The organism is Roseovarius sp. THAF8 (assembly GCF_009363735.1).
Classification (GTDB): domain Bacteria; phylum Pseudomonadota; class Alphaproteobacteria; order Rhodobacterales; family Rhodobacteraceae; genus Roseovarius.
Genome location: NZ_CP045410.1, coordinates 1,299,339 through 1,324,408, shown reverse-complemented (window position 1 = coordinate 1,324,408; position 25,070 = coordinate 1,299,339). Strand labels below are relative to the sequence as shown.

25 protein-coding genes are annotated in these 25,070 nt (G+C 66.9%); 19 read left to right on the top strand and 6 right to left on the bottom strand.

From position 1 onward, the window contains the following. Window positions 1–57: 57 nt before the first annotated feature. From FIU85_RS06420 to pxpA, 5 genes are read left to right on the top strand one after another with little or no spacing between them, the layout of a single operon-like run. Window positions 58–606: a TRAP transporter small permease gene (locus FIU85_RS06420; RefSeq protein ID WP_152496289.1), complete on the top strand. Its 549-nt coding sequence runs from the start codon at window positions 58–60 to the stop codon at window positions 604–606. Between the two features lie 9 nt (window positions 607–615). Beyond that, entirely contained in the window at window positions 616–1,911 is a 1,296-nt protein-coding gene (locus tag FIU85_RS06415; RefSeq protein ID WP_152496288.1) for a TRAP transporter large permease, read from the top strand. Window position 1,912: 1 nt separating this feature from the next. Then, window positions 1,913–2,674, top strand: coding sequence for an allophanate hydrolase subunit 1 (locus FIU85_RS06410; protein ID WP_152496287.1), 762 nt, complete (start codon window positions 1,913–1,915; stop codon window positions 2,672–2,674). Next, window positions 2,671–3,693: a biotin-dependent carboxyltransferase family protein gene (locus FIU85_RS06405; protein ID WP_152496286.1), complete on the top strand. Its 1,023-nt coding sequence runs from the start codon at window positions 2,671–2,673 to the stop codon at window positions 3,691–3,693. Before FIU85_RS06410 ends, FIU85_RS06405 begins: the two co-directional genes overlap by 4 nt. A gap of 1 nt (window position 3,694) precedes the next feature. Further along, window positions 3,695–4,474: a LamB/YcsF family protein gene (gene pxpA / locus FIU85_RS06400; protein WP_152496285.1), complete on the top strand. Its 780-nt coding sequence runs from the start codon at window positions 3,695–3,697 to the stop codon at window positions 4,472–4,474. A gap of 19 nt (window positions 4,475–4,493) precedes the next feature. On the opposite strand, the gene FIU85_RS06395 is transcribed toward pxpA, so the two are convergent. Further along, window positions 4,494–5,300, bottom strand: coding sequence for a helix-turn-helix transcriptional regulator (locus FIU85_RS06395; protein ID WP_152496284.1), 807 nt, complete (start codon window positions 5,298–5,300; stop codon window positions 4,494–4,496). A gap of 112 nt (window positions 5,301–5,412) precedes the next feature. On the opposite strand from FIU85_RS06395, the gene FIU85_RS06390 reads away from it, so the two are divergent. The 8 genes from FIU85_RS06390 to FIU85_RS06355 all read left to right on the top strand — a co-directional run bounded on the left by FIU85_RS06390 (window position 5,413) and on the right by FIU85_RS06355 (window position 14,391). After that, window positions 5,413–7,419, top strand: a complete 2,007-nt coding sequence (locus tag FIU85_RS06390) for a CocE/NonD family hydrolase (protein ID WP_152496283.1) — start codon at window positions 5,413–5,415, stop codon at window positions 7,417–7,419. A gap of 106 nt (window positions 7,420–7,525) precedes the next feature. Next, window positions 7,526–9,118, top strand: a complete 1,593-nt coding sequence (locus FIU85_RS06385) for an ABC transporter substrate-binding protein (RefSeq protein WP_254703016.1) — start codon at window positions 7,526–7,528, stop codon at window positions 9,116–9,118. 21 nt (window positions 9,119–9,139) lie between these two features. Continuing rightward, window positions 9,140–10,078: an ABC transporter permease gene (locus FIU85_RS06380; RefSeq protein WP_152496282.1), complete on the top strand. Its 939-nt coding sequence runs from the start codon at window positions 9,140–9,142 to the stop codon at window positions 10,076–10,078. A gap of 1 nt (window position 10,079) precedes the next feature. Then, the gene (locus tag FIU85_RS06375; RefSeq protein ID WP_172978028.1) at window positions 10,080–10,958 is read left to right on the top strand and encodes an ABC transporter permease; all 879 of its coding nucleotides are present in this window, start codon (window positions 10,080–10,082) and stop codon (window positions 10,956–10,958) included. Continuing rightward, window positions 10,958–11,986 (top strand): ABC transporter ATP-binding protein, encoded by a 1,029-nt coding sequence (locus FIU85_RS06370; protein ID WP_152496281.1) that lies wholly within the window; start codon window positions 10,958–10,960, stop codon window positions 11,984–11,986. Before FIU85_RS06375 ends, FIU85_RS06370 begins: the two co-directional genes overlap by 1 nt. Continuing rightward, the gene (locus FIU85_RS06365) at window positions 11,983–12,942 is read left to right on the top strand and encodes an ABC transporter ATP-binding protein (RefSeq protein ID WP_152496280.1); all 960 of its coding nucleotides are present in this window, start codon (window positions 11,983–11,985) and stop codon (window positions 12,940–12,942) included. The genes FIU85_RS06370 and FIU85_RS06365 overlap by 4 nt, the downstream gene beginning before the upstream one ends. 360 nt (window positions 12,943–13,302) lie before the next feature. Then, entirely contained in the window at window positions 13,303–13,635 is a 333-nt protein-coding gene (locus tag FIU85_RS06360; RefSeq protein ID WP_172978811.1) for a DUF6166 domain-containing protein, read from the top strand. A 66-nt stretch (window positions 13,636–13,701) separates the two neighbouring features. Beyond that, complete coding sequence (locus tag FIU85_RS06355; protein WP_152496278.1) at window positions 13,702–14,391, top strand: GntR family transcriptional regulator; 690 nt, start codon at window positions 13,702–13,704, stop codon at window positions 14,389–14,391. Here FIU85_RS06355 and FIU85_RS06350 read toward each other — a convergent pair. Together FIU85_RS06350 and FIU85_RS06345 are read right to left on the bottom strand one after the other, a co-directional pair. Beyond that, the gene (locus tag FIU85_RS06350) at window positions 14,372–14,722 is read right to left on the bottom strand and encodes a hypothetical protein (RefSeq protein ID WP_172978810.1); all 351 of its coding nucleotides are present in this window, start codon (window positions 14,720–14,722) and stop codon (window positions 14,372–14,374) included. The genes FIU85_RS06355 and FIU85_RS06350 overlap by 20 nt on opposite strands. 301 nt (window positions 14,723–15,023) lie before the next feature. After that, window positions 15,024–15,854, bottom strand: a complete 831-nt coding sequence (locus tag FIU85_RS06345; protein WP_152491574.1) for a LysR family transcriptional regulator — start codon at window positions 15,852–15,854, stop codon at window positions 15,024–15,026. 105 nt (window positions 15,855–15,959) lie between these two features. Here FIU85_RS06345 and FIU85_RS06340 point away from each other — a divergent pair, with 105 nt between their 5' ends. From FIU85_RS06340 to FIU85_RS06320, 5 genes are read left to right on the top strand one after another with little or no spacing between them, the layout of a single operon-like run. Further along, window positions 15,960–16,559, top strand: coding sequence for an amino acid synthesis family protein (locus FIU85_RS06340; protein WP_152496276.1), 600 nt, complete (start codon window positions 15,960–15,962; stop codon window positions 16,557–16,559). Further along, window positions 16,531–17,319 (top strand): alpha/beta fold hydrolase, encoded by a 789-nt coding sequence (locus FIU85_RS06335; RefSeq protein WP_152496275.1) that lies wholly within the window; start codon window positions 16,531–16,533, stop codon window positions 17,317–17,319. Before FIU85_RS06340 ends, FIU85_RS06335 begins: the two co-directional genes overlap by 29 nt. Beyond that, window positions 17,316–18,227, top strand: coding sequence for a flavin reductase family protein (locus FIU85_RS06330; RefSeq protein WP_152496274.1), 912 nt, complete (start codon window positions 17,316–17,318; stop codon window positions 18,225–18,227). Before FIU85_RS06335 ends, FIU85_RS06330 begins: the two co-directional genes overlap by 4 nt. Before the next feature lie 2 nt (window positions 18,228–18,229). After that, window positions 18,230–19,264 (top strand): LLM class flavin-dependent oxidoreductase, encoded by a 1,035-nt coding sequence (locus FIU85_RS06325; RefSeq protein ID WP_152491578.1) that lies wholly within the window; start codon window positions 18,230–18,232, stop codon window positions 19,262–19,264. Between the two features lie 8 nt (window positions 19,265–19,272). Next, on the top strand, window positions 19,273–20,751 hold the full coding sequence (locus FIU85_RS06320) for an aldehyde dehydrogenase (protein ID WP_152496273.1): 1,479 nt from the start codon (window positions 19,273–19,275) through the stop codon (window positions 20,749–20,751). Between the two features lie 160 nt (window positions 20,752–20,911). Here the strand turns inward: FIU85_RS06320 and FIU85_RS06315 are convergent, their stop codons facing one another. Then, window positions 20,912–21,340 carry a diol dehydratase small subunit gene (locus FIU85_RS06315; RefSeq protein WP_152496272.1) on the bottom strand — a complete coding sequence of 143 codons (429 nt, stop codon included), beginning with the start codon at window positions 21,338–21,340 and terminating at the stop codon, window positions 20,912–20,914. Continuing rightward, window positions 21,340–23,613 (bottom strand): propanediol/glycerol family dehydratase large subunit, encoded by a 2,274-nt coding sequence (locus FIU85_RS06310; protein ID WP_152496271.1) that lies wholly within the window; start codon window positions 23,611–23,613, stop codon window positions 21,340–21,342. The genes FIU85_RS06315 and FIU85_RS06310 overlap by 1 nt, the downstream gene beginning before the upstream one ends. A 116-nt stretch (window positions 23,614–23,729) precedes the next feature. On the opposite strand from FIU85_RS06310, the gene FIU85_RS06305 reads away from it, so the two are divergent. Further along, window positions 23,730–24,176, top strand: coding sequence for an NUDIX domain-containing protein (locus FIU85_RS06305; RefSeq protein ID WP_152496270.1), 447 nt, complete (start codon window positions 23,730–23,732; stop codon window positions 24,174–24,176). Window positions 24,177–24,194: 18 nt separating this feature from the next. On the opposite strand, the gene FIU85_RS06300 is transcribed toward FIU85_RS06305, so the two are convergent. After that, the gene (locus FIU85_RS06300) at window positions 24,195–24,953 is read right to left on the bottom strand and encodes a DeoR/GlpR family DNA-binding transcription regulator (RefSeq protein ID WP_152496269.1); all 759 of its coding nucleotides are present in this window, start codon (window positions 24,951–24,953) and stop codon (window positions 24,195–24,197) included. Window positions 24,954–25,070 lie beyond the last annotated feature (117 nt).

Sequence of the window (25,070 nt, the reverse complement as noted above, 5' to 3'; positions counted from 1 at the left end):
CCGAGGCGCGCGCCAAGACGCGCCCGGGCCATCCATCATCCGACAGGGAGACACTTCATGCGGCGCGTTCTTGACACGCTTTACCGTGCGGCCGGCGGGCTGGCGGCGCTTTTCATCCTCGCTATCGTCGTGCTGGTCTTTGCGCAGGTGGGGCTGAACCTGGCCGACAAGATCACCGTCGGGCTGACGGGTAAGGGGCTGGGGGTCACCATCCCGTCCTACGCCGATTTCACCGGGTTCTTCCTGGCGGCCGCGAGTTTTCTGGCGTTGGCCTATACGCTGCGGGCGGGGGGGCACATTCGCGTGTCGCTGGTCACGCAAGCGCTGGGAGAGCGCAGCCGCCACGCGCTGGAGGTTGTGGTCACCGCGATCGGCCTGGGCATGTCGGGCTTTGCCGCGTGGTACATGATCCTGCTTGTGCTGGAGTCGCACGAATTCGGCGACAAGAGTTCCGGCATGGTGTCGGTGCCGCTGTGGATCCCGCAGGTGCCAGTGGCGCTGGGGTTGATCATTCTTGCCATCGCGCTGGCCGACGAGCTTGTCGGGCTGCTGCGCGGACGCTCTGCCAGCTGGACCGGCAAGGGCGAAAACCTTCTCAACGAGTGAGCTGCGCCCATGTCCGTCACGGTTCTTTCGATCATCCTTCTGGTCCTGCTGTTTGCGTTTCTGGGCGCGGGGCTGTGGGTGGCCTTTGCCCTGTTGGGCGTGGGAATCGCCGCCATGGCGCTGTTCAGCGACGCGCCCTTGGGGCTGGTCATGGCGACCACGCTTTGGGGGCATGGCAACAACTGGGCGCTGGCGGCGCTGCCGCTCTTTATCTGGATGGGCGAGATCCTGTTCCGCTCAAGGCTGTCGGACGACATGTTCGCGGGGCTGTCGCCGTGGATGAACCGGCTGCCGGGGCAGCTTTTGCACGTCAACGTCTTTGCCTGCGGGATCTTCGCCGCGGTCTCGGGATCGTCCGCGGCCACGGCGGCGACCATCGGCAAGCTGTCGATCCCCGAGCTGACGCAGCGCGGCTATCCCGAGAAGATGGTGATCGGCACGCTGGCCGGCTCGGCCACTTTGGGGCTGCTGATCCCGCCGTCGATCATCCTGATCGTCTATGGCGTTGCGACCGAGCAATCCATTGCGCGGCTGTTCGTGGCGGGCGTGTTGCCCGGCGTACTGCTGGTGGGGCTGTTCCTTGGCTACGTGATCCTGTGGGCAATGGTGAACCGCGCGCGGCTGCCCGACGAGTCGCTGGCGGTGAGTTTCATGGAGCGGTTGCGCCGGTCGCGGCGGCTGATCCCTGTGATGCTGCTGATCCTCGGCGTGATCGGGTCGATCTATGCCGGGCTCGCCTCGCCCACGGACGCGGCGGCGGTGGGCGTGGTGCTGGCGCTGATCCTGTCGTGGAGTACCGGCACGCTGACGAAACAGAGCTTCATGGACGGGCTGATGGGGGCGACGGTGACATCGTGCATGATCGCCTTCATCCTGGCGGGCGCGTCGTTCCTGACCGTCGCCATGGGGTTCACCGGCATCCCGCGCATTCTGGCGGAATGGATCGGGTCGCTGGACCTGTCGACCTTCACCTTGCTGGCGGCGCTGACGGTTTTCTTCGTCATCATGGGATGTTTCCTGGACGGGATTTCGGTGGTGGTGCTGACCGCGTCCGTCATCATGCCGATGGTGACCGAGGCCGGGATCGACCCGATGTGGTTCGGCATCTTCCTGGTGATCGTGGTCGAGATGTCGCAGATCACGCCGCCCGTGGGCTTCAACCTGTTCGTGCTGCAATCGCTGACCGGGCGCGACATTCTTTACGTCGCCAAGGCGGCCTTGCCGTTCTTCATGCTGATGGTGGCGGCGCTGGTGATCATCTCGGTCTTCCCGTCCATCGTCACCTTCCTGCCGGGGCAGATGTAGGATGAGCGACACGGGCACAGAGCGGCAGGAGGCCGCGTCGGACTGGCCGAAGATCCGCACCGTCGGGGTGGACGGGATGCTGGTCAGCTTCGGCGACCGCCTGAGCGAGCCGGCGAACCGCGCGGCGCTGGCGTTCCGCGCCGCGCTGGACCGGGCCGCGCCGGAGGGAGTGGAGGAGACATCGACATCGCTGGTCTCGGCCTATGTCCGGTTCAACCCGGTGCACCGGGATCACGCGGGCCTGCGCGCCGACCTCGATGCGCTGGTGCAGGAGCGCGACTGGTACGAGGCCGACCTACCGCAGGGGCGGCGGGAATGGCGCATTCCGACGGTCTTTGGCACGGATCTTGCGCCCCAGCTGGACGAGGCCGCAGAGGCGGCGGGGATGACGGCGGAAGAGGCGATTGCCTCAATCTCGGAGACGGTCGTGCGGGTGCAGACCATCGGCTTTGCCCCCGGTCAGCCCTATCTGGGCGAGCTTGGGCCGGAATGGGACATCCCGCGCCAGAAGGACCTGACCGAGCGCATTCCCGAGGGCGCGCTGGCGGTGGCGATCCGGCAGTTGGTGCTCTTTTCGGTCTCCACCCCGACCGGGTGGCGGCATGTGGGGCAGACCGGGTTTCGCCTGTTCCGGCCCGAGGCCGAGACGCCCTTCGTGTTGCGGCCCGGCGATGCGGTGCGGTTCGAGCCGGTCTCGCGGGAGCGGTTCGAGGCGATGAAGGACGACCCCGATGGCGGCGCGCGCGCGAAGGAGCTGACATGAGCCGGGCGCTGATCGTACGCCGCGCGGGGCCGGGCCTGACGCTGCAGGATCGAGGGCGGCCGGGCTATATGGGCTTCGGTCTGTCGCCGGGGGGGGCTGCCGACCGGCTGGCGCTGGCCGAGGGCGCGGCGCTGTTGGGTCAGGACGACGGATTGGCGGCGCTGGAGATGGCCGGGATGGGCGGCGAGTTCGAGGCGGACAGCGATATGCGCATTGCCCTGACCGGCGCGCCGATGCGGGCGGCCATCGACGGCACAAGGGTGGCCTGGCACGCCAGCCACGCGTTGCCCGCCGGGGCGCGGCTGACCATCGGCGGGGCGGAAGCGGGCAGTTACGGCTATCTGCATGTGGGCGGCGGTTTTGGCGGCGATGCGCGGCTCGGGTCGCGCAGCGTGCACGTGGCAAGCGGGCTGGGACAGGCGGTAGAATCCGAAGCGCGGCTGGAGATCGGCGAAGAGACCGCGCCGGCGGAGGTGAACCGGCTGCTGCCCGTCGCGCCGCGGTTCGAGGGCGGCACTGTGCGCGTCGTGCCGAGCCTGCAGACGGATTTCTTCGACGCCGACCAGATCGAGCGGTTCGAGACGACCGGTTTCACACGAGACGCCCGCGGCAGCCGCATGGGCGTGCGGCTGGATTTCGACGGCGAGGGATTTCACAGCGACGCGGGCCTGAGTGTGCTGTCCGAGGTGGTGGTGCCGGGGGATATCCAGATTACCGGCGACGGCGCGCCTTTCGTGCTCTTGGGCGAATGCCAGACGACGGGGGGGTACCCGCGTATCGCCTCGGTACTGCCCTGCGACCTGCCGACGGTGGTGCAGGCCACGCCGGGCACGGCGCTGCGGTTCCGCTTCGTGACGCTGGAAGAGGCGGTGGAGGCCGAGCGCCGCGCCGCCGCGCATCGCAACGGGTTGCGGTCGGCGCTGACGCCGCTGGTGCGCGACCCGCATAACATCAGAGACCTGCTTGCCTATCAGCTGATCAGCGGGGCGACGGCGGGACGGGAACTGGAGGAGACCTGACATGACGGCAACGGTGGATCTGAACGCAGATATGGGCGAAAGTTTCGGCCCCTGGGTGATGGGAAACGACGCGGCGGTGCTGGAGATCGTGACCTCGGCCAACATCGCCTGCGGCCAGCACGCGGGCGACTGGGACGTGATGGCCGCGACCATGCGCGCGGCGGCGGAGCGCGGTGTCGGGATCGGGGCGCATCCGGGCTTTCCCGACTTGCAGGGCTTCGGGCGGCGGCGGATGACCCTGCCGGCGGAGAGCCTGGGCAACCTGGTGCGCTATCAGCTGGGCGCGGCGCTGGGCATGGCGCGGGCGGAAGGCGCCGAGGTGCGGCACCTGAAGCTGCACGGGGCGCTGGCCAACATGGCGTCGGAGGACAAGACGGTGGCGCGGGCCTGTTACGAGGCGGCCCTGTCGGTCGCGCCGGATCTGATCGTCATGGTGCTGGCGGGCACGGCGCAGCAGGAGGCGGTGGCCGAACTGGGCTGCCGCGCGGCCTGCGAGATCTTTGCCGACCGCGCCTATAACGACGACGCGACGCTGGTCGACCGCAGCCAGCCGGGGGCCGTCATTCACGACCCCGAGGCCGCCGCGGCGCGGATGGTCGAGATGGTGGGCGCAGGCGCGATCATCACCGAAAGCGGCAAGCGCATTCCCACCCGGATCGACACGATCTGCCTGCATGGCGACACGCCCACCGCCGTCGACATCGCGCGCCATGTCCGGCAGGCGCTGAAAGCCGCCGGAACGGAGTTGAAGGCCTTCGCGGGCGAGCCGGTTTCGGCGTGAGGCGTTCGACAGCCTGCGCCTAGAGCTGCTCGACCTCGAAGGTCCAGGCGCCGGGCGGCATCTCGTTGCGGACCAGCTGCGCGATGCGCGGGTCGATCTGATCGGGCTTCAACAGCCCGCATTGCGCCATCGCGCGGCGCGGATCGACATTCTGCCCCAGGTAGTCGAGCACGACGCGCGAGGCGGCGGGCTTGCGCCCCAGCCGCAGCGGGCCGCCGGTCTGGACCCCGAACAGATAGTCGATGCCGGCGCTGTAGGACGGGTAGAGGATCATCTGGGTGATCGAGGAGGACAGCGTGGTCTCGTTTTCCACGACATTGATGCGTTCCCCTAGGAAGAACACCAGGCCCTCGTACTTGTGGACCTCGCGCGCGCCGCCCTGCGGACCCGCGTCGCGTTCGATGTTCTTCCACAGGTAGTAGCCGTCCTTGCGGGTCATCCTGGCGTAGGACCGCATGATGCAGCCGGGATTGCTGAACGAATGGAAGTACCTGAAATAGCTGCCGCAGTAGCGTTCCAGGGGGCCTGAGAACTGGTTCAGCCGCCGCAGGGTGGGGCCGACGGGCGTCGCCTCGACCTCGCCGCCCGGCTGGCGGCGCAGGGCGATCAGGTCGGCGAAGCGCGCAGGCTCCATCAAGAGCTCGCCCTCGGTGACGCCGAAGAACTCGCAGATCTTGCGCATGTTGTGCCGCGAGGGGCGCACGCGGCCCGAGAGATACTTGTTGAACTGTTGCCGGTTGATGCCGATCCGGCGACAGACCAGCGCGATGGAGGGCAGGAAGGAGCAGGCGAAGGTGAGATTGGTGGAGAGGGGGTCGGAGGTCATGAACTGACGCTACCTGACGCACTTTCAATGTCAACATGCGTCAGCCAGCGAAATTGCGAGGAGGTCCTGCGCATGCAACGATATACGCCTGAATCACGCAAGGAAGCACCGCATGAATCAGTCTGGACCGCCCAGCGACGTCATCGAGGAACGCCACGTCGAGATCCCCTTGCCGGATGGCTGCATCCTGGCGGCGCGGATCTGGCGTCCGGCCAATGGCAGGCCGGTTCCCGCCATCTTCGAGTTTCTGCCCTATCGCAAGGGCGACGTGACGTTGCCGCGCGACTCTGTGCGCGCGCCCTACATCGCGGCGCGCGGCTATGCCTATGTGCGCGCCGACCTGCGGGGCACGGGCGAATCCGAAGGGTTGATGGAGGACGAGTATACCGCGCAGGAGTTGCAGGACGGCTGCGACGTGATCGCGTGGATCGCCGCGCAGGACTGGTGCGACGGTGCCGTGGGCATGGTGGGCATTTCCTGGGGCGGGTTCAACGGCTTGCAGGTGGCGGCGCTGCAGCCGCCCGCGCTGAAGGCGGTGGTGTCCATCGCCTCGACCGACGACCGCTATGCCGATGACGTGCATTACATGGGCGGCACGATGGTGGTCGACCAGATCTCCTGGGCGTCGCACATGTTTGCCATCAACACGCTGCCGCCCGACCCCGACCTGGTGGGCGACAAGTGGCGCGAGATGTGGATGCAGCGGCTGACCGGCTCTGGTCTGTGGCTGAAGAACTGGGCCGAGCACCAGCGCCGCGACGATTTCTGGAAACACGGGTCTGTCTGCGAGGATATCGGCCGCATCCAGGTGCCGGTATATGCCGTGTCGGGCTGGGCGGACGGGTATTGCCGGACGGTGTTCCGGCTGATGGAAAACCTGCAATGCCCCAAGAAGGGCCTCGTTGGTCCCTGGTCGCACAAGTACCCGCATATCGGCGTTCCGGGGCCTGCCATCGACTGGCTGGGCGAGGAGCTGCGCTGGTGGGACCAGTGGCTGAAGGGTGTCGAGACCGGGATCATGGACGAGCCGCAGCTGCGCCTTTTCATGCAGGACCACGCCGAGCCCGCCAGCTATTACGCGGAGCGCGAGGGCCGCTGGGTGGAAGAGCCGTCCTGGCCGTCGCCGAACGTGACGCGGACGCCGTTCTCGCTGGGCCGCGACGGGACGCTGGGGCAGGAGGACGCGCCCAAGGGGACGCTGAATATCCGCTCGCCGCTGGGCACCGGAATTGCCGGGGGCAAGTGGTGTTCCTATGCCAATCCGGGCGACCAGCCGGTGGACCAGCGCCGCGACGACGCCGGGAGCCTGGTGTTCGAGACGGAGCCTTTGGAGACGCCGCTGGAGATTGCCGGCGACGCGCAGCTTGAGATCAGCTTTTCGGTCGATCAGCCGGTAGCGCAGGTGGCCGCGCGTCTTGTGGACGTGGCCCCCGACGGTGCGGCGACGCGCGTCTGTTACGGGTTGCTGAACCTGACCCATCGCGACAGCCACGAGACGCCGGAGGCGCTGGTGCCGGGTGAGACCTACACCGCGACGGTGCCGTTCAAGCATGTCGCGCAGACGTTCCGCGCCGGGCACCGGCTGCGGCTGTCGGTTTCGACCAGCTATTTCCCCGTGGCCTGGCCCGCGCCGGAGCCGGTAACGCTGCAGATCGATACCGCCGCCAGCCGGCTTGTGCTGCCGGTGCGGGATATGGATGCGGTGACCCAGCCGCGCGATCTGGGCACGCCCAAGGGCGCGCCGCCGATGGACAAGGAAGTGCTGGAACCGGAGCAGGCTGAATGGATCGTGCGCGAGGACCTCGGCACGGGCGAGACGCAGGTGCGGATCGTCGATTCCGACGGGCGGCTGCGGATCAAGGACAACGACATGACCCGCGGGGCGACCTGCGTCGAGACCTATTCGTTCACCGGCACCGACTGGCGCTCGTTCAAGGGGCACGTGGTGTGGGACCTGGAGATGTCGCGCGGCGACTGGCGCATGTCCAGCCGCACGGAAACCGCGATGACCGCCACGGCCACGCATTTCGTCATCAACGCCAAGCTGGTCGCCAGGGAAGGCGATGCGATTGCCCACGAACAGACCTGGTCCTGCGAGATTCCGCGCGACCTGGCCTGACCCGCGTTCCGCGCCCGGCGTGGCGCGGACCATCACTTTTCGCGCCGGGATCGTCCGGCGCCGAACACGAAAGGCCGAAACGGCCAAACAACTGGGAGTAACAAGAATGACCGATCACATGACCGCCAACAAACCCGGCATCGGGCGTCGCGCGTTCCTGCGCGGGGCCGCCGCGACGGGCCTCGCCGCCACCACCATGCCCCTGGGCTCGCGCATCTGGGCGCAGTCGGGCAAGGTGCTGCGCGTCAGTTCCTATGCCGATATCGACGCGCTCGACCCCGGCTTTTACCAGAACGGCTATAACGTCGATGTCATGAACTGCATCTATTCCAAGCTGGTGCGCTATGTGCCTGGCCGCGAATGGGAGTGGGAGCTGGAGGCCGCGGAGTCCATCGAGCAGGTCGACGACACCCACATCACCTTCAAGCTGAAAGAGGGGCTGATGTTCACCGGCGGTTATGGCGAGATGACCGCAGAGGACGTCAAGTTCTCGTTCGAGCGCGTGCTGGAGCATGACAGCCCGGTGAAAAGCGACTGGGGTCCGCTGGACCATGTCGAGGTGACCGGCAAGTACGAGGGCACCATCGTTCTGAAAGAGCCGTTCCAGCCGCTGTGGAGCATCACGCTGCCCTATAGCACGGGGCATATCGTGTCGAAGAAGGCGGTGATGGAAGCCACGGAAAGCGGCGGCAATTTCGGGATGGAGCCGCCGGCCTTTTCCGGCCCCTACATCCTGGAAGCGTGGAAGCCGAACCAGTACGTGCACCTGGTGCGCAACCCCGACTGGAAAGGCGAGGCGCCCGGGTTCGACGAGATCCGCATCCTGCCGATGGACGACACCAAGACCGCCGAGCGCGCCTATGAGGCCGGCGACCTGGACTATACCGAGATCACGCTGTCGTCTCTGGCGCAGTATCGCGGCAACGTGCCCGCCAACACGGTGATCGAGGAATACCCGTCGCTGTACTATGTCTGGCTGGGCATGAACCTGGACAACCCCGCGCTGGGCGACGAGAACCTGCGCAAGGCGATCCAGCACGCCATCAACGCCGAGCAGATCATCGACGCGGCCTATTTCGGCGAGGCGGCTCCGGCCACCGGCATGATCGCCCCCGGCCTGCCGGGCCACCGCGAGACCCCGTCGGTTCCGGTGGCGGGCGATCTGGACAAGGCGCGCGAGTACCTGGAGGCGGCGGGCGGTCCGCCGGCCGAGCCGCTGACCATCGACGCGCTCAATGCCACGGTGTGGAAGACCATTGCCGAGGTGGTCCAGGCGCAGCTGGCGCAGATCGGCATCCAGACGCAGATCAACGTGCAGGACTCTGGGTCTTTCTGGACGCTGGGCATGGAAAGCGAGGGCGAACGCTGGAAGGACATGCAGCTGGTGCTGAACCGCTTCTCGATGCTGCCCGACCCCTATTACGCGACCAGCTGGTTCGTGACCGATCAGGTCGGCATCTGGAACTGGGAACGGTTCTCGAACGCGGAATTCGACGAGCTGCACGCCGCTGCGCTGAGCGAGGCGGATGGCGAGAAACGCGCCGAGATGTATCGCAAGATGCAGGACCTGATGGAAGCGACCGGGGCCTACAAGTTCATCACCCATGAAGGCACCCCGGTGATGTACCGCGAAGGACTGGAGCCGGCGCTGCGGCCCGACGGGCGGCCCTTGTTCATCGACTTCGACGGCGAAGTCTGACGCTAAAGGAGACCGCGGCCCGTGCTGTTATACGCCTCCCAAAGGCTTGTCCTTTCGGTCGTGATCGTGATGGTCGCGGTCTCTATCCTGACGCTCATGCTGCACGTGGTGCCGGGCGACCCGGCGGTGATGATCCTGGGCCCTCGCGCCACGCCAGAGCTGATCGAGCAGACGCGCGAGGCGATGGGGCTGGACAAGCCCCTGCCGGTGCAGATCGTGACGTTTTTCGGCAACATCCTGCGCGGCGACCTGGGGCAGGACGTGTTCACGGGCCGCGAGGTGTCGCAGATCGTGTTCGAGCAACTGCCCTACACGCTGATCCTGATCAGCGTCTCGATCCTCTGGGCGGCGGTGCTGGGCATCGCCTTGGGCTGCTATTCGGCGCTGCGGCGCAACACGTGGCTCGATACGCTGACCGGGGTGCTGTCGGTCGGCACGATCTCGATCCCGGCCTTCGTCATGGCGCTCTATTCGGTGCTGGTTTTTGCGGTCTGGCTGCAATGGCTGCCGGCGATCGGCGCGGGCGAGGGGTTCTGGGACCGGGTCACGCACCTGATCCTGCCGTCCTTTGCCATCGGGGTGTCTTGGGTGGGATACGTCTCCCGGATCGTGCGGGCCTCGATGCTGGAGGTGATGGGCCAGCCGCATGTGCGCATGGCGCGCGCCTATGGCCTGCCCGACCGATGGATCACCCGCTCGCATATCCTGAAGATCGCGGTGCAGCCCGCCGTGACCCTGATCGGCACGGGCGTGGCGCATCTTTTCTCGGCGGCGGTGTTCGTCGAGGTGATCTTTGCCCGGCCCGGGATCGGCGCGCTGATCGTGCAGGCGGTGAACGAACGCAACTATCCCATCGTGCTGGGTGCGGTGCTGGTGACCACCGGCATCATCGTGCTGGCGACGCTGATCTCGGACCTGGTGATTGCCTGGCTGGATCCGCGCCAGCGGGAGGACATGTGACATGACCGACGCCACGCAAGAGGCCGTTTCCGAACCGGGTGTGATGATCCGGACCTGGCGGGTTCTGTCGGCCAGCCCGACCGGCCTGATCGGTTTCGTGCTGGTGGCGCTGATCGTCGGCTCGGCCATTCTCGCGCCGTGGATCGTGCCTTATGATCCCGCCGCCATCATGACCGGCCCGCGCATGGCGCCGCCCTCGGCCGAGCACTGGCTGGGCACCGACAATATCGGGCGCGACATCTTCAGCCGGGTCATCGCGGGCGGGCGCATCGCGATGCTGGTCGCCGCGGCCTCGCTGGCCGCGGCGCTGAGCATCGGGTTGCTTCTGGGGCTGATCGCGGGGCTGGGGCCGCGCTGGCTGGACAATATCCTGCTGTTGATCTTCGACGCGCTGCGCTCGTTTCCCACCATCGTTTTCGGCCTGGCGGTGGTGACCATCATCGGCCCGAGCCTGTTCACGGTGATGCTGGTGGTGGCGATTACCTCGGTCCCGATCTATGCCCGCATCGTGCGGACCCAGACGATGGCGCTGAAGAACGCCGAGTTCATCCTGGCCGAGCGCGCGATGGGGGTGGGCACGCCGCGCCTCCTGTTCGTGCATGTGCTGCCGAACGTGCTGGGCCCGCTGCTGATCCTGGCGTCGATGGACGTGCCGCTGGTGATCGCGACCGAGGCGGGCCTGAGTTTCCTTGGCATGGGGGTACGGCCGCCGACGCCGTCCTGGGGCGTGATCCTGAACGACGGCTACAATTTCATCCGCAACTCGCCCTGGCCGGTGATCGGCGGCTCGATCCCGATCATCCTGGTCACGCTTGGGTTCACCTTCATGGGCGAGGCGCTGCGCGACATCTTCGATCCCAAGCTGAGAAAGGCCGGCTGATGGTATCCAGCGTTGCGACAGAGCCGGACCGGCAGTCGGAAGGCGGCACCGAGCCGCTGGTGCGGATCGACGGGCTTTCGGTGGATTTCGCCACGCCGCGCGGGGCGATCCATGCGCTGCGCGACATCACGTTGGACGTGCCCCGGGGCAAGGTGCTGGGCCTTGTCGGCGAAAGCGGGTGTGGCAAGTCCACGCTCGCGTATTCGCTGATCGGTCTTCTGGCCGAGAACGCGCGGATCGCGGGCGGGCGGATCGACATGGATGGCCAGAACTTGGCGCAGCTGAGGCCGAGGGAGTGGCGCGCGTTGCGGGGCAAGCGGATCTCGATGATCTTTCAGGACCCGATGACCTCGCTCAACCCGGTGACGACCATCGGCAAGCAGATGATGGACATCCAGTATCGCGAACCGGGCGGGCGGGCCGAAAAACGCGCCCGCGCCATCGAGTTTCTCGAACAGGTGCAATTGCCCGATGCGGCGTCGAAGCTCGATGCCTATCCGCATCAGCTTTCGGGCGGGATGCGCCAGCGGGTGTGCATCGCCATGGCGCTGCTGACGCGGCCGGACCTGTTGATCGCGGACGAGCCAACGACGGCGCTGGATGCCACGCTGGAGATGCAGATCGTCACCCTGCTGCGCGAGTTGCAGGAAAAGTTCGGCTGTTCGGTGCTGTTCGTGTCGCACCACCTGGGAACGGTGGCCGAGCTGTGCGACGAGGTGGCGGTGATGTATGCCGGCGAAGTGGTGGAGCGCGGCGCCGTGGCGCAGGTGTTCCGCGACCCGTGCCATCCCTACACGCAGGCGCTGTTCGAGTGCGACCCGGCGCGGATCCGAGAGGCGACGCGCCGGCTGCCGACCATTCCGGGCACCTTGCCGGACCTGCGCCGTCCGCCCATGGGGTGTGCGTTTCGCGCCCGCTGTCCCAAGGCGTTCGAGCGCTGCAGTACCGAGCACCCGCCGCTTTACGACGCCGGCGGGGGGCAGGCCGCGCGGTGCCATTTGAACGACCCGGCGGAGGACAGGGCATGAGCCTTCTGGAAGTCGAGGACCTGCGCATCCGGTATGCGCGGCAGGGGCGTCTGAAGGCCGCGTTGCGCCGCGAGCCATATGATTTCGAGGCGGTGTGCGGCGTGTCCTTCACGCTGGGTGCGGGCGAGACGCTGGGGCTGGTGGGCGAAAGCGGCTCGGGCAAGTCCACCATCGCGCGCACGCTGATCGGGCTGAAGAAACCCTCGGGCGGGTCGATCCGCTTTGACGGGGCGGAAATATCGGAGGCCTCGGCCCGCGAGTGGGCCCGCCTGCGCACCGACATGTCGATGATGTGGCAGGACCCGGTGGGGTCGCTGTCGCCCCGGCTGACGGTCAAGTCCCTGGTGACGGAACCGCTGCGCATTCACGGGCGGCCCGCCGGGCGCGGCGAGGCCGAGCGCCTGCTGGGCCTCGTGGGGCTGCCGGCCGAGTTCGCAACGCGCTATCCGCACCAGTTGTCGGGCGGGCAGGCGCGGCGCGTCGGCGTGGCGCGGGCGCTGGCACTGGACCCCAAGCTGCTGATCGCGGACGAGCCTACGGCGGGTCTCGACATGTCGGTGCAGGGCGAGGTGCTGAACCTTCTGGCCGACGTGCAGGCGCGCAGCGGCGTGGCGATCGTGATCATCACCCACAACCTGAACCTGGTGCGGCATGTCACCGACCAGATGGCCATCATGTACCTGGGCCGGTTCGTGGAGAAAGGCCCGACAGACCGGGTTTTCGCCCATCCGCGCCATCCCTATACCAAGGCGTTGCTGGCCGCGAACCCCGAGCCGGACCCCGATGCGCGGCATGATCGGGTGGCGCTGAAGGGCGAGGTGCCGAGCCCGGTGAACCGGCCCTCGGGTTGCGATTTTCACCCGCGCTGCCCCTGGGCGCAGGCCACCTGTGCCGTGACTGAGCCAAGCTGGACCGACGAGGACGGGCGCGGGTACAGGTGCCTATTTCCGCTGTGAGCGCCGCGCGGGTCTGCTAACCGCGCGGCAGGCGCATTTCGGGGTCGTAGGGGCAAGGGGTCGATCACCCGCACGGGGATCATCTCGCCGCACATGTCCAGCTCGAACGCGGCGCCCATTTGCGTCAACCCGGGGGAGACGATGCCGTAGGCCAGGTTCATGCCCACGCGATATCCCACGCGCCCGAGGTGACGGTGCCGACGACCCGACCCTCGTGCATGAGCGAGGCGCCGGGGTGGGCCGGTGCGCTTGCCTTTCAATCACGGAGGGCCGCAGACCGGCAGGCGCCGAGTTCGGCGATTGCGGCTTCATGGGGAATGGCTTGCATTAATATAAACATATTTGTCATATATCATACGAATGAAGTTGGTATATCTTAGGCTGACCATGGCGTTTGCGCTGATCCATGACGTGACCGGCGATGCGGGGCTGGACAGGCGCCCGGCCGAGCCGTTCATGCGCGAAGTGACCGTGGATTTCGGCAACGACTGGGAAATGACCGAGGCCGATATCCGGGCCGCCATCATTCAGGTCCAGCCGGAGCAAAGAGAGCGGCTGCGGAAATATGAGCCCGGAACGTGCCGGAGTTGCCCCGCCGCCGTGACGGCCTTTGCGGCGGGGGGCCGTACCGCGCGGCGCGGTGGCCTGCCGAAGGTGCGCCCAAGCCTTGCGGCATGGCGCGAAGCGCCTTAGGTTTTCACATGGTGACAAAAGACCCTATGACCGACCGCGATGGTCAAGGCCAAAGACAGGCAGAATATGAACAAAGACACTGAGAGCGTGTTGGACAACGGTCCGCCGCGCGCGCGAAAGATCGACAGCGTGACGCTGACCGACCGGGCCCACCAGATGATAGAGGCGCGGATCGTGGCGCTGGAGCTGGAGCCGGGGCAGGTTCTGTCGGAGTCGCAGCTGGTCGAGGAACTGGGCATCGGGCGCACCCCCGTGCGCGAGGCGCTGCAGCGGCTGGCGGCCGAGGGGCTGGTCGTGGTGATGCCGCGCCGCGGCGTCATGGTTTCCGAGATCAACATCGCCAAGCAGTTGCAGCTGCTGGAGTTGCGGCGCGAGGTGGAGCGGCTTTGTGCCTGCAAGGCGGCGCTGCGCTCGACCGAGGCCGAGCGCGCGTTCTTCGCGGAACTGGCCGCGAGGCTGGCGGCATCGGCCGAGGCGCGGGATTACGACGCGTTCATGCAACTGGACCTGGAGTTCAACCGCGCGGTGCTGGCCGCCTGCCGCAACGAGTTCATCGAACGCTCGATGCGGCGGATGCAGGGGCTGTCGCGTCGGTTCTGGTTTCAGAACTACCGCGTGGCGCTGGACCTCGAGCGCTGCGCCAACCTGCATGCGGGCGTGGCGCAGAAGATCGCGGAGGGCGACGAAGCCGGCGCGGGCACGGCGTCGGACCGGCTGATCGACTATATCTACGAGTTCACCCGCGCGACCCTTTGAAGCGCGGCGCGCGAAGCAGGCGGCGGTATTTCCCGACAAAGAGGTCGCGGCCCTTGGCCAGGCGTGTCAGCGCGTCGCCGAGGCCGCGCAGGGTGCACGCATGGGCCAGCGGTGCCGGCAGGGGCAGGTGGCTGGCCCCGAGGCGCGGGCCGAGGGGCACGAGCATCGGCGCATCGCGCCACGGGCTGTAAGGCGCCATGCGTTCGGCGCGTTTGCCCTTGCCGGCCGCGCGCAGGGCGTTCGACAGGTAGGGGGCTTGCCGCAGGATGCCCACGATGGTCATCGCGTCGCCGGTCGCGGCCATGTCGCCGCGGGTGAAAAGCCCCGGCATCTGTTTCGAAAGGAAAAGTCGACCGAGGCGGACTCCAAACCGCACCGGGAACCTGCACCGCGAAGTCGTAGACGACTTTCGGTCGACGGTCAATATGCAAGTAATACGTAGCTAATATGTTAGTTGAGCACATGTGAGAATCTTAAGCGAAATATGGGTGCTGGCGTGGCCGCGGCGCGGCTGTGCGCGACGGCCTGGTTCGAGGGCAGACAAGGGGGGAAAGGCCGCCGACATTTCCGGTACAGTCCGGCGCGCTGGAATTCGGAATGGTGTTGGCCTCAGGCGACCAATCTTCGGAGTATCATTGCAGGATCAGGGCGCGGAAGGCGTCCGCCTCGGGCTTGTCCGTGGTGACGGAGAGATAATAGCCCTCCTGGCTTGGGATCGAGGCGGGATGTGCCCGGTCGACAAGCCCGGTGCGGATGGCGTCCCGGGTCATCCATTCATTCACCAGCGCGACGCCGTTGCCGTGTACCGCCAGGTGCAGCGCCATGCCATACGTGTCGGTATAGATCGACGGGCCGGGCAGGGGCTCGACCTGCCGGGACCAGGCCTGCCAGCCGCTGGACGTTCCGACGGTTTCGATGCGCGGCAGGTCGGAGATCGGGCCGTGCAGCGTCGGCGCCTTGATGGCGACGAGGCCGTTGGGCCGGATCGCCTGGGCCTCGGGGCCGGCCTGCTTGCCGGAGCCGAAGCGTATCTCGACATCCGCGCGTGTGGTGTGGAAATCATCCGGCCAGATCGCGCTGAGGATCCTGACCTCGACATCGGGAAAGCGTGCGCGGAAGCCCGGCAGGCGCGGGGCGATGATCCAGTGCGCGACACTGATCGAGGCGGCGACCGTCAAAAGGTGCCGCGAGGGGCGCGTGTCCATGCCGACCATCGCGTTCGCGAGCGCCTGAAGCGGCGCGCCGACCTCGGGCAACAGGCGGCGCCCCGCATCGGTCAGGGCCAGCCCGCGCGCGTGCCGCACGAAAAGCTGCACGCCCAGTCGCATTTCCAGCGACTTGACCTGCTGGCTGATCGCCGACTGGGTGAGGCCGATTTCCTCGGCCGCCATGGTAAAGCTGAGGTGGCGCGCCGCGGCCTCGAAGGACCGCAGCCATCCGAGAGGCGGGAGCGATTTCGTCATTGGGCAAGACAGCCATTAGTGTTTGTAATACCTAAGGGCATAATCCATTCGTTTGTCAAAGAATTCGGGGCTTTCTACGCTGGGACCAAAGCGAAAGGATGTATTGTGAGCCCGGAAATCAGGAAAATCGTGACCTTCGATGAAGAGGTCCTCATCGAGGGGTTTCGCGCCACCCGCACGCCGTGGCGCATGTTCGCGGTGGCGGTCGTGCTGCGCAATCCGTGGGCGGGCCGCTTCGTCGAGGACCTGGCCCCGGACATTCGCGCGTATGGGCCGGCGCTGGGCGAGATGATGACGGATCGAATGATCCGCCTGGCCGGAAGCGGCGCGGCGATAGAGGCCTATGGCAAAGCGGCGGTCGTGGGGCTGGACGGCGAGATCGAACATGCCTCGGGCCTGATCCACACGCTGCGCTTCGGCAATTTCTACCGCGAAGCGGTCGAGGCCAGGTCGTATCTGGCGTTCACCAACACGCGCGGGCCCGCCAATGCGCCGATCATGGTACCCTTGATGGACAAGAACGATGCCGGTCGGCGGTCGCATTACCTGACGATCCAGTTCGCCATCCCCGACGCCCCGCGAGCGGACGAAGTTGTCGTGGTGCTGGGCGCGGCCCTGTCGGGCCGGCCGCATCACCGGATCGGGGATCGCTACCAGGATCTGAAGGATCAGGGTCATGACGTCGACAATCCTGCCGCGGTCTGAGCGCGCGGGCCTTGCCGTGCTGGAGGCGGGGGCAGGGCGGCCCGTGGTGCTGTTGCACGGGGTCGGCCTGAACGCAGAGGCGTGGGGGGCGCAGATCGACGAGCTGAGCGGCGTCTGCCGGGTGGTCGCGCCCGACATGCCGGGCCACGGGCAAAGCCGCCGCCTGAACGGGCAGCCATCGCTGGAGGATTACGTGCAGGCCGTCTTGCCGCTGCTCGAAAGCCTGACCGAGCCTGCCATGATCGCCGGCCACTCGATGGGGGCGCTGATCGCGGTCGAGCTGGCAGCGCGGGCGCCCGCGAAGGTCTGCGCGGTTGCGGCGCTGAACGCGGTGTTCGAACGCCCGCCCGGGGCCGCGGCGGCCATTCGGGAGCGCGCCGGCCGCCATGACGGCAGGACGGTGCCGGACCCGACGCAAACCCTGGAGCGCTGGTTCGGCAACGCGGCCTCGCCCGAGCGGGCGGCCTGCGACAGGTGGCTGCGCGCGGTGGACCCCGCCGGTTACAAGGCCGCCTACACCGCCTTTGCCCGCGACGAAGCGCCGAGCCGCGAGACCGTGCGTGCGATTGCGTGCCCGGCGCTTTTCGCCACGGGGGCGCTCGACCCCAATTCGACGCCGCACATGTCACGGACGATGGCGGACCTTGCGCCCGATGGCCGCGCCCTGGTGATCGACGACGCGGCGCACATGATGCCGATGACCCATGCGAACCGCGTTCTTGGCGCCCTGGTGGGCCTGGCGCGGGAGGTCTGGCCATGACCTCCCTCGACAGTCGCGCGCTGCGCAGCGCCTTCGGCAGTTTCATGACGGGCGTGACCGTGGTGACGACCCGCGACGCCGCCGGACGGCCCGTCGGGTTCACCGCCAATTCGTTTTCCTCGGTCTCGCTGGAGCCTCCGCTGCTGCTGGTGTGCCCGGGCAAGTTCCTGTCGAGCTTCGACAGCTTTGCGGGCTGCACCCATTTCGCGGTCAATGTCCTGGCCGAAGGTCAGGAAGACGTCGCCACCACCTTTGCCAGCTACAAGGGCGACCGTTTCGCGCAGGTGGATCACGGCGAGGACGCGCTTGGCAACGTTCTGATCGGCGGGGCGCTGTCGCGGTTCTCGTGCCGGACGCATGAGGTGATCGACGCGGGCGACCACGCGATCCTGATCGGCGAGGTGCAGGCGTTCACCCATGCGGGCGGGCGTGGACTGGGATATGCGGGAGGCCGGTTCTTCAGCCTGGGGCTGGAGCGCGCGGCGCTGGAACCCGCGGACGGGGCGGCGCTCTGCGGCGCGATCATATCGCTTGGCGACGACGTGCTTCTGGAGAAGACCGACGCGGGGTTCCGGCCGCCGCAGGTTGTCGCGCAGGATCACGAAAACACCCGCACGCGGCTGGTTCAGGAGCTTGCGCGTCGCGGACAGCCCGTCACCCTGGGTCCTGCCTATTCCGTGTTTCGCGACGACGCGGCGCAAAGCTCGTACTTTCTTGCGACCGCGACGGGTGCCAGCGACGCGTTCACCCGCTGCCCGGTCCGCGAGATCCCGGACCAGACATTCGCGTCATCCGCCATCCGAGACATGATGATGCGCTTCGCGGTCGAGACGCGGACGCGCAATTTCGGCCTTTACATCGGCGATGCGCGGCACGGCGACGTACACCAGCCATTCGAAAGGACGTAGCAATGGATTTCTCGCTGTTCGTACACATGGAACGGCTTGCGCCCGACCAGTCGCACAAGGAGCTCAATGCCGAGCTGATCGAACTGTGCAAGATGGCCGATGACGCCGGGATGCGCGCCGTCTGGACCGGCGAGCATCATGGCATGGAGTTCACCATCGCGCCGAACCCGTTGATGTCGCTGGTGAATATTGCCCACCACACGAAGAATGTGAAGCTGGGGACCGGGACCGTCATCGCGCCGTTCTGGCACCCGATCAAGCTTGCCGGGGAGGCGGCGGCGGCGGACCTGATGACCGATGGCCGCATCGAGCTGGGTATTGCGCGCGGGGCCTATTCTTATGAATACGAGCGTTTGATGCCGGGACTGGACGCGTGGGAGGCGGGACAGCGGATGCGCGAGCTTGCCCCGCTGCTGCCCAAGCTATGGGCCGGTGACTGTGCCCATGACGGAGAGTTCTACAGCTTTCCCGCCACCACCGCCGCGCCCGCGCCGGTACAGGAGGGCGGGCCGCCGATCTGGATCGCGGCGCGCGATCCCAACAGCCATGAATTCGGGGTGAAGAACGGGTTCAACATCCAGGTCACGCCGCTTTGGCAGGGGCTGGACGAGATCGTAACGCTGAAGCAACGCTTCGACGCCGCCTGCGACGCCCATGATGGCCCCCGGCCCAAGATCATGCTGCTGCATCACACCTATGTCGGCTCGGATGCCGGGGACGTGGCGCTGGCGGCGCGGGAATTGTCGCGCTTCTACTGCTATTTCGGCGCCTGGTTCCAGAACAAGCGCCCGGTCGAGAAGGGTCTGCTTGCGCCCTTGTCCGAGGAGGAGATGGCGGCGAACACGCTGATGAGCCCCGAGAACATGGCGCGTGACCTGACCATCGGAACCGCCGATGCTGTGATCGAGAAGATCAAGAGGTATGAAGAGCTGGGATATGACGAGTATGCCTTCTGGATCGACAGCGGTATGAGTTTCGAACGCAAGCGGGCGTCGCTGGCGCGGTTCATCGAGACCGTCATGCCGGCCTTTGGATGAGGTGCAGAATGCAGGACAGACCACATTTCCAGCTGTTTATCGACGGGGCCTGGACCGAAGGGTCGGACGGGCAGACGATGACCTCGCAGAACCCCGCGACCGGGCAGGACTGGGCCAGTTTCGCCTGCGCTTCGGGCGCGGATGTGGACCGGGCCGTGCTGGCGGCCCGCAGGGCGCTGAACGATCCTGCCTGGCGGGACATGACCCAGACGCAACGCGGCAAGCTGCTGTACCGGCTGGCGGAGCTGATCGAGGAGCACGCGGCCGAGCTTGGCCGGATCGAGACCACCGACAGTGGAAAGCTGCTGGCGGAGACGGCGGCGCAGTCGGCCTATGTGGGTGACTATTACCGCTATTACGCGGGGCTGGCGGACAAGATCGAAGGCGCGGTCCTGCCGATCGACAAGCCGGACATGCATGTCTACACGCGGCGCGAGCCGATCGGTGTGGTCGCCGCGATCGTGCCGTGGAACGCGCAGATGTTCCTGACCGCGACGAAACTGGGGCCCGCGCTTGCGGCGGGCTGCGCCGTGGTGTTGAAAGCCTCGGAAATTGCGCCCGCACCGATGCTGGAATTCGCCCGCCTGATCGAGATGGCGGGGTTTCCCGCGGGTGTGGTTTCGGTCATCACGGGGGACGCGGAAAACTGCGCCATTCCCCTGACGCGGCATCCGGACGTGGACCGTATCGCGTTCACCGGCGGCCCCGAGACCGCGCGGCACGTGGTGCGCAACTCGGCCGAGAATTTCGCGGTCACGACGCTGGAACTGGGCGGGAAATCCCCCATCCTCGTGTTCGAGGATGCGGACCTGGAAAGCGCGGCGAACGGTCTGATCGCGGGCAATTTCGGGGCCTCGGGGCAAAGCTGCGTGGCCGGGACCCGCGGACTAATGCAGCGCTCGGTCTTCGAGGAGGTGGCGGGGAAAATCGAGGAAAAGATGAACGGCGTCGTGATCGGAGACCCGCTTGACGCCAGCACCCAGATCGGCCCGCTATGCACGGCGGACCAGATCCGCAGGATCGAGGCCACGCTTGCCGCCGCCATATCCGGCGGGGCGCGGGTGCGGTTCGGTGGCGCGCCGCTGGATCGTCCGGGCAACTACATGGCGCCGACGCTGGTCGAATGCGCCGATCCGGGCGCGGAGACATTGAAGGTCGAAATGTTCGGTCCGGTGATGTCGCTCTTGCCGTTCGAGACCGAGGACGAGGCCATCGCCCTTGCCAACGGCACGCCGTTCGGCCTGGGGTCGGGCATCTTCACGCAGAATGTCGCGCGGGCGCACCGGGTCTCGTCACGGCTGAAGGCCGGGATATGCTGGGTCAACACCTACCGGGCCGTGTCACCCATCGCGCCGTTCGGCGGGTTCGATCAGTCCGGCTATGGCCGCGAGGCCGGGCTGGACGCGATCCGGGACTATACCTGCACGAAGACCGTGTGGATCAGCACGTCGGACGCACCCATGGCAAATCCCTTCGTCATGCGGTGAGCCGGGCGACGACAGCCGGTCCGGGATCGGCGGGGAACGCGCCGCCCCAAGGCAAGGCGAGGCTTCGCGGCGTGTCGCCGGTGCCTTGCCCGCTGCGCGGGAAGTCGGCCTGAAACCGGGGCCGGATCGGGGAGCCGACCTGCCAAAAGGCAGACCCGCGTCAGTAACGATTGCGGAACAATCCGCGCTTTTCGTAGGCGGAGGCAGCTTCCTCTACCAGCTGGGCAAGCAGGGGTGCGTCGAAGTCGCGCCTGAGCCTTTGCGCGGTGTCCTGCAGGCTGTCGATCGAGCGGGTCCGTCCGGGGCGCAGCAGTTCGTAGATTTCCATGATCGTGTCCTGCGGCACCCGCGTCATTTCCGCAGCCCTCTCGAAGTTCCGCGCCAGGGCGGCGCGGCCCGCGGAGCGCGCGATCTGGGCTTGCTGCAAAAGCGCGTTCGGCGTGATGCGCAAGTCCTCCATCCCGACGTCGCCGGCAAGCACCGCCTGAAGCGTCAGCTCGTCCAGCGACTTGCCGCGATGGCCGGTGACCCGTTCGGGCGACGTTTCCGCAAGGGGGTAGTTTTCGGTCGTGAGCGGCTGATCGGGCATCAGGTTTCTCCCAGGAAATTGATCTCGACGGTCTCGGGCGAGGCGTTGTTCTCGGTCATCTTGGTTTCGATCGCATAGGTCAGCGCCACGCGGGCATGGAACCGTGCGCCAAGCGCCTCGCCCTGGGTCGGCACGACGACCGGCGCGGGCAGGTCGCCGCGGGCGTATTGTGCCGCGTTCTCTCCGAGCGCGCGGTAATGTTCCAGGTTGGTCACCGGCGCGTTCGAGAACAGTTCGAGGTTGTTGTGGGGCAGGCGGTCCTTCTGGTGGATCACCGCCGTGCCCTTGGACTGGATCCCGATCCCGATGCCCGAGCCCGAGAGCCGCGCGGCGCTGAGACCCAGGAAGGACGTGTCGGCGGTATGCCGGATCCGCATCAGCCGCATCCGTCCGCCGCCTTTTTCGATCCCGTCGCGAAGCGCCTTCAACACCTTGCTGAGGGGAAGCCCCGAAAGTGTCCGGAATATCCTGGTGCCGAACCCGGGGCTGATACCCACGACCACCTCGTGCGGGTCGGTGCCGCGCTCGGCGGGACCCATGGTGCTGTACTCGATCGCGCGGGCCTCGGCAGGTTCGCTTGCCGCCTCGCGGCGCAGCACCTCGTCGCGGTCCAGCACGTTGCGGATCGCCGCCAGTTCCTTGCGCCGCGCCTCGGTCAGCCGATAGCCGGTGCCCGGGCCGGTATAGTCGTTGGGATCGTTGATGGCGCTGATGACGTGCCCGTCCCGGACGATCGCCGAGGTCTGGAGGTAGTCGCCCGAAACGCGCAGCTTCACCAGGAACAGCAGGTTCTGCGCCTCGGGCACGAAACCGCCACGATGCAGCGACCGGAGCACGTCCAGGACGGTGATGCGCTGGCGGCTGATCTTGTCGCTGATCACCGCGACGTCGCGCGGTGCGAAGCTTTGCGTGTCGTTCGAGCCCGACGCGACCGCGACGGAGCGTTTCATGATCTCGGTCGGCGCGGCCAGGTCCAGATCCTTCAGCACATGCGACAGCGCGTCGATGGCGCGGCGGCGCAGGTCCAGCGCGCTTGCGTCCTCGATCGAGGTCAGCCCGCCATCGGCCTCGAAATCGCGCTGGAGCACCAGGAATTCCTCCAGTTCCTCGCCGTTGAACGAAGACGGATTGAAGGAATTGTCGTATTTCAGGATGCTGCCGAAGCCCGAGCAGATCAGGTCCGATCCGCCAATCAGGAAGGGCAGCACCTTGGCGGCGACCCGCATCTCGGATTCGGAATGCCTGGCATCGTTGCCCGAGGCGCATTCCAGGTCCAGCCAGACCGCCAGCAGGTTCTCGGCCCAGATCTCGCGCACGCCGCCGGGAATGGACGAGGCCAGCGGCGCGCCGTCGATGCCGCCGTTCTGCGTGCCCTGGGAGCCCATGCCGCGCTGGATGCACAGACAGCGCGCCTCGAGGTAGAGCAGCGACTTGGCCTCGTGATAGCCCATCAGAAGTTCCGACGCCGCGCCGGAGGTGCAGCGCATCTTGATCCCGCGCGAGGCATAGGCGGCGGCCAGCCACGCCTTGGACCAGGGCGTGTCATCGCCGTCGATGAACGCGCTTTCCGTGCCATAGACCGACACGGTTTCGGCGTAGGAGGTGAACCCCGCCATGCCGATTTCGAGCTCTTCCGCCTCTTCGCTGGAGCATTGAAAGAGCGTGCCGGCCCGGCCCACGACCGACCCCACGCAGCAGGCCAGCGCGTTCGACCACGAATTGCGCGCCACCCGCATCGTCGTCTCGATCTCGTCGAACCCGAGCGCCACGGCCACGGCGGCGTCGGCGGCCAGCTGCAGGGGGTCGTCCTTGGCGTTGGTCACGTGCGCCTGGTTGCCGGGGGTTCTGCGGGCGCGCATCTTTGAATAGGCGAAGGCGATTTCCATTGCGTTCAGTTGTGCCACGGCCTCGGCCAGCCGGGCCGGTGTCAGGCCGCGCGCCAGGCGGACAAGCTCGGCCCGTGGCACGTTCATGTCGACCAGCATACGCGCGAGTTGCTCGGCCGGGATCGCCATCGCTTCCTCGGCCACGTCCATGTCCAGGTGATGCGCCGCGATGAACGCGTCGATCATGTCGAAATCCTGTGCCGCGACGCCGTCCATCATGCTGACCTTGCCGTTCTCGATCTTCAGGCCGGGGCCGGGGTCGGCCGCCCCGTTGAAGGCGGAAAACCCGTTCTCGGGATCCTCGACCGCGAACTGGTCGTGGCGCAGCGGCCGCGCATCCCACTCGTCGAAACGTTTCCAGCGGTTGGCGTCGTAACTGTTGCTCATTTTGGGTAGCGCCTCCCTGCGCCGGTCCTTGGATGAAGCGTTTCCGCCGTGTCTTGGTGTTGAATTGTCGCGGCCGGTCTGCTCCGATCGGGCGCGACCCTTGGCAGGATGAAGGCATGATACCGATCCACGGCCCCCGCCCCCACTCCACGCGCCGCTATGACAGGCGGCCGGGCGTCTATGCGCTCTTGCCGCGCGGTGGGCGCGTTCTGCTGACCTTTCAGAGTGCGCCGGTCCCGGAGCTGCAACTGCCCGGTGGCGGCGTGGACCGGGGCGAGGCGCCGCTGCGGGCCCTGGCGCGCGAGGTGCTGGAGGAAACCGGCTGGCGCGTCGGCGCGCCGCGCCTTCTGGGGCGGTATCGCCAGTACGGGTACCTGCCGGAATACGACATGTGGGCCGAAAAGCTGTGCAGCGTCTACATTGCCCGGCCGGTGCGCCGCCTGTCCGAGCCGTATCACCCCGAGCACAGCGTCGTCTGGGTCACGCCCGCCGAGGCCGCCCGCCGCCTGACGAATGCCGGTGACCGGGCCTTTGTCCGCGACGTCCTGCTGGCTCGGTCCTGATGCGCGCCCCGTCATCCCTCACCCCGCGACGATCTGCGCGTCGGCCTTGCGGATCGCGTCCCACAGGTTGGGGGGAGGACGCTCGTCCGTGATCAGGGTCAGGCGGGGGTTCCAGTCGACGATCTGCTGCAGGGAGCGGTTTCCGAATTTCGACGCATCGGCGAGGATGAAGGCCTCGTCGGAGGCCTCGATCATGGCGGCATAGACATGGCCGGCGTGCAGCAGGGCCTCGCTGACACCGTTCTCGTCGATGCCCGACGCGCCGGTGATGGCGATCGGCGCGCGGAACTGCTTGATGCATTCGGTGGTCTGGGAGCCGTAGACCAGGCCCTCGCGCGGCTCGACGATACCGGGGAGCGACAGGACCTGTATCAGAGGATTGACCGACAACTCGGTCGCGATGCTGAAGGCGGGGGTCAGGACGGTCAGCTGCCGGTCGATCCCGCGCAGCGCGCGCGCGAAATGCATTGTCGTGGCCCCGCCGCCGATGAAAAGGCTGCCGGCGTCGCCGATGCTTTCGACCGCCAGCCGGGCAATCTGTTCGCGGGCGCGCGTGTGCAGTTGCAACCGTTCGGCCAGCGCGGGCTCGAACGACCGGGTCCTGACGGCTCCGCCGTAGGTGCGCTTGATCCGCCCGGACTCGTCAAGCTCGGTCAGGTCGCGCCGGACCGTCTCGCTGGACACACCGAGTTTCTCCGCCATCTCGGCCACGCGTATGGAGGGGCTGACTTCCAGAATGCTTAAAATCTGGTCGTGCCGCAGTGTTTTCTTAGACATTTCAGGCCCGTTGGCTGCCTCTCATGCATGAATATACGCAATTGCCACAAAGAATCGAAACAAAAATGACCGACTTCGGTCAAAAAATGTTGTTAGTCAAAAATTAGGTGCTAACGT